This is a genomic window from Alteromonas aestuariivivens, assembly GCF_003367475.1.
Classification (GTDB): Bacteria; Pseudomonadota; Gammaproteobacteria; order Enterobacterales; family Alteromonadaceae; genus Alteromonas; species Alteromonas aestuariivivens.
In genome coordinates, this window is the sequence record NZ_QRHA01000004.1 from 346,084 (window position 1) to 353,204 (window position 7,121).

Below are 7,121 nucleotides of genomic sequence, written 5' to 3' on the forward strand. Positions count from 1 at the left end.
AGTTGATTCTCAAGGCCCCGGTCAGCATAATAGCTTTTGTCGGAATCACTGCCACACCAAGTGTGGGTATCATAATTACAACAGCGGAGTGATCTTGCCTAACCTCTTTACCCGCCTTACGCGATCACTGCGTAGTGTCTTGTTATGCCTTACCCTCTGGGGCGTGGCAATGCTGTCCTGTGCGCAGGAGTGGGTAGGCGACTACGCGGCATACGTGAAACGTCAGGCAGTAAAGTACAATATTCCGGGCTACACCTTTGTTTACTATCAGCAGGGTGAAACCCCCAAAGTGTATGTGTATGGTAAAACCCACAGCGGTGGCAAAGCCATTTCAGAGAACACGGTATTTCGTCTGGCGTCGGTTTCCAAATCATTCACCGCCATTCTGATGGCCAAGATGGTAGAGCAGCAAAAACTGCAGTGGGACACGCCCATCAGCACGCTCGTGCCGGAAATCAAATTTACCGGAAAAGGCATGGAGCAACTGGCACTCAAACACATTGTCGGGCAATCCAGTGGCTTTATGCCTAATGCGTATGACAACCTCATTGAGGCGGATTATTCACTTGATAAGGTACTGGAGCAATTGGCCCGATTGGAACCCATCTGCGCTCCCGGAGAATGTTACACCTATCAGAACGCATTGTTCGGTGCCATTCAACACTACCTGGTAAACCAGAACACTTCCTATCAGCGCCAGCTCCAAACTCAACTGTTTGTTCCTTTGGGCATGAAAACAGCGAGTGCGGGCAAAAGTGCGCTGATGGCTTCCGGGGAATGGGCGCGGCCCCACATCGCCATCGCCCGTAACCGCTGGCGCGAAGGGATTGTGGAAAGCAACTACTACCGTTTTACGCCAGCTGCCGGAGTAAACGCCAGCATTGCCGACATGGCCATTTACGTGCAGGCACTGTTAGGGGAATTCCCGACCGTGTTACCGCCGGAACTCATCGAAACCGTGACAACCCCTATCGTTAAAACCCGGCGTGAAACATACAGACGCGGCTGGCGCGAGTATCTGAACGACGCGCACTACGGGTTGGGCTGGCGAATTTACGACTTTGAGGGTAAACAAATCAACTATCATGGCGGTTGGGTGAAAGGGTACCGGGCAGATGTTTCATTTGTACCGGAAACCGGTGCTGGCTATGTAATGCTGATGAATGCGGAATCGAATATGATCAACGCCACTACGGCAGAGTTCTGGAACCGCTATTTTCATTACCGTGAAAGCAAACCGAAGCCCTGAGGCTCCGGTTTAAGGGTAATATTAAGAGCTCGTTTTGAGGTAGGTGTAGCCGCTCAGGCAATTCTCGTAAAAATCTGTCCAACGCACACCTTCCCGCGGGTTCATGTTGCCGCTGGCGACATGACGATCAATCAGCCGTTTCACATCGGAAGCCATTGCTTTGGGGTTGTACTGCATAATATTCAGCACGTCTTCAACCGAAGACCCCTTGACCACTTCTTCAATGTAGAAATCCTGTGGATCGTCATCGTAACTGAAAATATGCACTTCATTCAGGCGCCCGAACAGGTTATGCATATCACCCATAACATCCTGATAGGCACCGGTCAGGAACAGACCCACATAGTAGGACTCATCCTTTCGGAGGCTGTGCATGGGAATCACGTCGGTAATTTCCCGGCCGATGGTGAACTGATCAATTTTTCCGTCACTGTCGCAGGTAATATCAACCAGCGAGCAGTTCACCTCCGGTTTTTCGTGCATGCGGGTAAGCGGTACAACCGGCAGTAACTGGTCAATCGCCCAGGTATCTGCAGCCGACTGAAACACGGAAAAGTTGGCCAGATACTGAGACGACAGACTGTAATCCAGTTCCTGCAATTCTTCCGGAACGTATTCCGCGTTGGCATAATGGGCCTTGAGGCGAGTCATAATCCGCCAGTACATGGTTTCAATTTTACCCAGCTCTTCCAGGCTCAGAACCCGTAACTTGAAGGCATCCAGCGCCTGTTCTTTCCACTGCGAGGCGTCGTTATACACCTCCTGCATGTTGATTTGCTCGTCGAAGGTGTCTTCCAGCTCACGAATATTCTTCACGAATACGTGCTCACCTTCCTCTGCCTGGGTAGCGATTTCAGCACTGTTGGAACGAATTTCACCCACAATTTCGGTAACCACACAGCTGTGATGGGCCGTTATGGCACGGCCGCTCTCACTGACCAGGTTCGGATGAGGCACGCCTTCCAAATCACACACTTCTTTCATGCCGTAAACTACGTCAGATACGTATTCCTGCATGCTGTAATTGCGTGATGACTCATTGGTTGAATTGCTGCCATCGTAGTCAATGCCAAGACCACCACCGACGTCAACATAATCCAGCTTAAAGCCCATTTTGTGCAGTTCTGCATAAATACGGGCACCTTCGCTAATGGCTTCTTTAACTGCCCGAATGTCGGTGAGCTGGCTGCCAATGTGAAAATGCAACAGCTTGAGGCAATGGCTCATGCCCTGCTCATCCAGGTAACGTGCGGTTTTAATGATTTCGGCAATGGTCAGACCAAATTTGGCTCGCTCACCACCAGAGCTTTCCCACTTGCCACGGCCTTTGACGGTCATTTTGGCCCGCACGCCTATGATGGGTTCAACCCCAAGCTCCTTGGAAACGCGCACGAGCAACAGCAATTCAGAATACTTTTCGACAACCACGACGACCTTACGGCCCAGTTTGCGGCCCAGCAACGCCAGTTGCATAAACTCGGCATCTTTGTAGCCGTTGAGGATGGTAAGTGAGTCTTCATTGGTGTTCATCGCCAGGACGGTAAGCAACTCAGCTTTAGAGCCAGCTTCCAGCCCATAGTTGAACGGCTGACCTGCATCAACGATTTCTTCAACCACTTCACGCATCTGGTTTACTTTAACCGGATACACACCCTGATATTCGCCCTGATACTCCGCTTCTTTGATGGTGTCTGCGAAAATGGTATTCAGGTTTGCAACCTGTGAGCGCAAAATATCGTGAAAACGCACTACAACAGGAAGCTGTACGCCTTCCTCATGGATTTCATCGATTACCGCTTTGAAATCAATTCGCACACCCGGGTTTTTCGGGTCCGGCGTAATATGAACATTGCCATTCTCGCCAATCTGAAAGTAGCCGCCACCCCATCGGGAGACACCATAAACCCGTTCTGCTTCTTCGATATTCCACTCAGCCAAGATTGTCACCTTAATACCCAAGCGCGGCCTTTTTCCGTCTGAAAATCGATACCACGCGTTTTCGAACAAAGATAATAGACGCGTATTATAGACAACCCTGTGTGTGACGCTATGGAAATCTCACATCTGTGTTGGATGTTTGCAGGGTAGACCTGTTCACAAAATTCAGGGGAGGGAGTGTATTTCATGGCCCGGGGAAGAGAACCTGGCACCCTCCAGAATCGGGCGGCCTATTCAGGCCTATTGAGCCTTTAAAAGCACACCAGACAAGCCAAAATCAAACTTTGACCAAAATTTAGCGATTTAAACCAGTATTTAGCCGAACAATTTTTAACCGCGCTTCCAAAAACCCACAAGTCGAATATAAATTATTGATATTTATCACTTTTTAAAGTTGGCACCTCGATTGCTCAAGTCCATTCAACCGGGCATCTCCCGCGAACTTAACCAAACAAGGATATTCAAGATGAAAACCATGACCAAATTAACCGCAATTATTGGCTTCAGTTTTGTTGTTGCAGGGTTTGCGAATGCAAATTCAAGTGTTGAGCCAGCTGACAACTCTGTCACTTCAAAAATTTGTGCAGTTGCCACTAAAGGGAGTGCCGTGAAACTGCATAGGGCAATTAAAGATTCAGGCCTGAGCAAACACTATGTGGCGAACTCCGTAACCTGCAATGGTACGCCACTGGTAGATTTCGTTGCTCAATATGGTGAAAACCCTGCCTCAGTAAACGATTACATCACGGGTGGCCGGTACAGCACTACTGAAATAGTGGCCCAAGTTAACACCCGCAACTAAGAATGTATTGCCAGCCGAGGTTCCCGCTATGTCACTGCTGAGCTGACGTACCGGGAACCCTGCTACATCTTAATCTCCACTAAAACATCCTCAATACAAAACCTCCGCAGGCGAATTTATCACCTTCAGCCTCTCGTTCAGCCAGAGACTCTTTCCAGGCTCAAACCTACACGACAAAATTGAATAAGCTCGATGTACTTTTTTCAGGGCACAAAAAAGGCGCTGAAATCAGCGCCTTCTTATAAGCTTTAAAAGCTCGGGGATGATTACATCAAAGTCTCCCCAAAACCCGCAATTCCCTTAATCCCTGACTACTAGAGGGATGTAAGCCACTTGGCGTTCTGAATCGCCACTACTAGCCTAGACACTTCCCAGCCGTTGGACATGGCGTTTTTCATACTCTACTGGTGACAGTAAATTATTGGAACCATGTTTGCGTTTGCAGTTATAAAACATTTCGATGTAATCGAATATATCGCTACGGGCATCATCTCTGGTTGAGTAGACTTTCTTCTTAATTCTTTCCCGCTTCAGTAACTGGAAGAAGCTTTCCGCAACGGCGTTATCATGACAGTTACCGCGGCGGCTCATACTACCTTCAAGGCCGTTCGATTTAAGGAACGCCTGCCAGTCATGGCTGGTGTACTGGCTTCCTTGATCCGAGTGCACTATCACTTGTTGTTTCGGATTGCGACGCCATACCGCCATTAGTAATGCATTAAGCACGATATCTTTCGTGATCCGTTGCTGCATGGACCACCCAATAACCTTTCGGGAGAACAAGTCCACGACAACCGCCAGATACAGCCACCCTTCGTGGGTACGGACATGCGTGATATCCGTGACCCAGGCCTCATCAGGCGCAGCGGGATTAAATTCCCGATTCAGGCGATTTGGCACAACAACGTGGCTTTCTCCGCCTCGATGGCGTGGTCGCCGCTAGCCATACACGCCGCCAGACTCCAGCCAGAATTGTTTTATTAATCCTGTTAGGCGTCGGTTGGCTTTATCGCGTTTGGACAGAGGCTGATTGTTCCATGCATAGTAACCACTGGGATGAACATCCAGCATCCGACACAACCAACGAACGGGCCAGCAATCGCTGTTGTCCCTGATGAAGGCGTACCTCAATCGGACTGCTTTGCGAAGTACGCCGCGGCTTTTTTTAATATATCCCGCTCTTCAGTGGCCCGCTTCAATTCCTTCTGAAGCCGCTTTATTTCAGCCTGGGCCTCAGATAAATCATTATGCTTCTTGGAATCAGGGCCGAACTTCTTAACCCAGGCATACAAGCTGTGAGTAGTGATATCGAGTCGCTTGGCAACATCAGCGACAGAATGGCCACGATCAACGACTTGTTTGACCGCTTCAATTTTGAATTTTTCAGGGTAGCGTTTACCGCTCATAAGCACCTCTCTTTCAGTTAGTTTATCTAACTGGGAGGCGTCTAGGAAATCAGTGGCGATTCAGATGTGGATTTCAGCCACATCAAAAAGGCGGCTCAAATAATTTTGGGGATTACCAGACGTTTACGTCTAAACCACTACATTTAAATTTAATCAGACCGGACACACTGCGTTAACGGAGTTCACCGACACAATTTGTTTCTTAAGATAGCTTCACATTAAAAAACACTATGTTAAGTATTTTAATACTTTGAATTATTTTTTTTACGCTTAAAGCCGACACTAAAAAATATCAAATAAGAGATAGTAACAGGTGCTGCTACTGTAAAGAATAGAACAATTACAAATGGCGAGCCTCCGCCAGAGTCCGTTAAGTACAACTCATAAATACAAATTAAAGTGACAAAAATAAACGGGATTAGAGCGAAAAGTAAAAATAGTTTTTTTTTCAACTTACCTAGAAAAAAGCCTAAAATTGAAGAAAGTACACATAAGAAAACTACTATTAATAGACCTAACATACATACTCCTTTAGTATCAACTCTGAAGTGTAACATTAATCACTGATAAGCATTCTTGAGGTATTGTCAGCCCTTGCTTTCTGAGCGCAGACAACATATACCTTTCATTCTCGGTGAGCTGTTGATGCTTCATGTCATTTACCTTTTTTTCGGAAATAAATTAAGAAGCATCAACAGCTTACCATTTTAATTTTTGAGTTCGTTGCAGTTAGTATATAAATTCGCGTCCTCTAATATGATATTTCGCAATTCATCTCTAGATAATAATATCCACCATTACCATCTGGAAATTTCCATAATTCGCAAGTTACTTTGTAGCCTCTTCCGAAGTCAGTAATGTTTTCGCGAACAAACTCAGACGCTTCAGATTCAAGGGCTTCACGCCTTGCACATTCTACGGAAGAACTATTTTGAGTGGCATCACAATAAGCCCCATCCCCAAGAGTATCAACTGCGTGATAGTAGAGCAGCGCTTGCGATTCGAATAGTGCTTCAAACAGAACTTTCGCTCGCACATCGAAGTTGAGTGTTGCCACTTTCAATTCGGCAATATTTCTCATATCCTGGAGAAATGCTGTATCGCAAGCCGCTTTACTTGCTGTACCCGCGTAGCAAGTATCATGCGCATTACACGCTGACGAAAAAGGAAATTGAGGTATTACAGTGTTGAACCAATCACCTTCTGCCCCACAACCATTAGGTTGACCAGAATTGCTTTGTGTAGACATAAAATTAGTCAGAGCTAAATCAGCAGTTTTCATGCTAGTTGCTGAGAGACTATTCTGTAGTGGCATAGTGAATTTGGCCACCTAATTAGAGCTGCTATGATAGCAGCATAACAAAATTAGGTGACAAGATGGCAAAGAAGAAAGGCTCGAATTTTAGTCCTGAATTCAGACTGGAGACAGCGCAACTGGTCGTTGACCAGGGGTACACGAATAAAGAAGCTGCTGAAGCGATGGGAGTTGGCTATTCAACTCTGGGCAAATGGGTTAAGCAATTACGGGAAGAACGAGCAGGTAAATCCCCTCAGGCCGCACCGATGACGCCGGAACAGCGGGAAATCCGCGAATTGAAGAAGCAAGTTGAACGCCTTGAATTAGAGAAGGAAATATTAAAAAAGGCTTCTGCTCTGTTGATGTCGGACTCCATGAAACACTCTCGTTAATCGAGAAGCTGAGTCAGAGCAATAAGCGCCGTTATTC

The 7,121-nt window shown here is 46.9% G+C and carries 4 protein-coding genes and 2 pseudogenes; 3 read left to right on the forward strand and 3 right to left on the reverse strand.

What is annotated here, in order from left to right:
* The first annotated feature begins 169 nt into the window (after window positions 1-169).
* Entirely contained in the window at window positions 170-1,249 is a 1,080-nt protein-coding gene (locus tag DXV75_RS07605; RefSeq protein WP_115592790.1) for a serine hydrolase domain-containing protein, read from the forward strand.
* Window positions 1,250-1,270: 21 nt separating this feature from the next.
* On the opposite strand, the gene speA is transcribed toward DXV75_RS07605, so the two are convergent.
* Window positions 1,271-3,187 carry a biosynthetic arginine decarboxylase gene (gene speA, locus DXV75_RS07610; protein WP_181898378.1) on the reverse strand — a complete coding sequence of 639 codons (1,917 nt, stop codon included), beginning with the start codon at window positions 3,185-3,187 and terminating at the stop codon, window positions 1,271-1,273.
* A gap of 466 nt (window positions 3,188-3,653) precedes the next feature.
* On the opposite strand from speA, the gene DXV75_RS07615 reads away from it, so the two are divergent.
* Window positions 3,654-3,989 carry a DUF3718 domain-containing protein gene (locus DXV75_RS07615; RefSeq protein WP_115592791.1) on the forward strand — a complete coding sequence of 112 codons (336 nt, stop codon included), beginning with the start codon at window positions 3,654-3,656 and terminating at the stop codon, window positions 3,987-3,989.
* Window positions 3,990-4,349: 360 nt separating this feature from the next.
* Here DXV75_RS07615 and DXV75_RS07620 read toward each other — a convergent pair.
* Both DXV75_RS07620 and DXV75_RS07630 read right to left on the reverse strand, forming a co-directional pair.
* Window positions 4,350-5,395, reverse strand: a pseudogene (locus DXV75_RS07620) (IS3 family transposase).
* 751 nt (window positions 5,396-6,146) lie between these two features.
* Window positions 6,147-6,677: a phospholipase A2 family protein gene (locus DXV75_RS07630; protein ID WP_115592793.1), complete on the reverse strand. Its 531-nt coding sequence runs from the start codon at window positions 6,675-6,677 to the stop codon at window positions 6,147-6,149.
* 95 nt (window positions 6,678-6,772) lie between these two features.
* On the opposite strand from DXV75_RS07630, the pseudogene DXV75_RS07635 reads away from it, so the two are divergent.
* Window positions 6,773-7,121 (forward strand): annotated as a pseudogene (locus DXV75_RS07635) (transposase); the annotation flags it as partial.